This is a genomic window from Saccharibacillus sp. CPCC 101409 (genome assembly GCF_030518235.1).
Classification (GTDB): Bacteria; Bacillota; Bacilli; order Paenibacillales; family Paenibacillaceae; genus Saccharibacillus.
The window spans coordinates 1-926 of record NZ_JAULSA010000049.1 but is presented as its reverse complement, the minus strand read 5'-3'; the positions used below and the strand labels follow the sequence as shown (position 1 = coordinate 926).

Here is a 926-nt window from a genome sequence, read left to right as displayed (position 1 = left end):
GAATCGGAAAAGTCGGTCGCGTTCGTGTAATCGTAAGCAACCATGTTCTTCTTCTTGGTGCCGCTCTCGTTCAGTTCTTCATAACGCTTGTTTACCCGGTAGTACTCCAACGTTCCGATATCGCCGAAGTGCTTGACCGTTTTGCCGTATTCGTAGATCGATCTCGCGCCTGTCGGATACGTGACGCGGGTCAGCGAAGTATAGGTGGTGCTGCCTCCATTCGCTCCGCCCGGTCCGTCTGCGTCGAATCCGGCATCCTGCTTCGTATAGCCGTAGGAAATCGTCTCGCCGTTTTCATTGACAGCCGTGTCCAGATTGCGCTTTTTGTTGACGCCGGTGATCAGCTTTTTGTTGAATGTCAGCGACTTATTCGCATAACTGACGGTCACCGCATTCGCTTTGTACGAAAATTTGATCTCGCGGTTCAGCGTGTCGATCACGCGGCTGATCAGCGGGTAGGCGTCGCCGTCATTGACCGATGTGTTCGCGTATTCCACCAGAATCACATTGCCGTATGCGTCCTTGGTCCCGATCCAGCGGCCCTGCGCGTTGAACAGCGACTGCGTGCCGAGCGTGTCGGTCAGGGAGTAAGCAGCTGCAGCGCTGACCGCTTTGCCCGAAGCGTCCTTCGTCGAAAGAGTCGCTGTCGAAGGCGCGAACGTCACGTCTTTGAGCGGATAATCCACCAGTCCCTGTCCGCCCGCGGCTACTTCGTATACGGTTCCGTCGGGAAAATGCAGATAGCGCTGGTCGCCCCGCAGCTCGACGGACGGGAACGCCCAGGTCCAGCCGACGCCGAGGTTCGACGTGCGTTCGTTGTAGGTGTAATACTCGCTGTTGTTGGTGTAGCTGCTTCCGTTCTGGTCGATCTTCGGTTCCCAGATGTAGGCGGTATTGCTCTGGTAGATCCGTCCCAGCGTAAAGTC

At 56.4% G+C, this 926-nt stretch carries 1 protein-coding gene; it reads right to left on the bottom strand.

All coding sequences use genetic code 11. The features are described 5' to 3' along the window. Positions 1 to 926: hypothetical protein (locus QWJ34_RS26965; RefSeq protein ID WP_302732229.1), on the bottom strand; the 926-nt coding region annotated here is incomplete at both ends.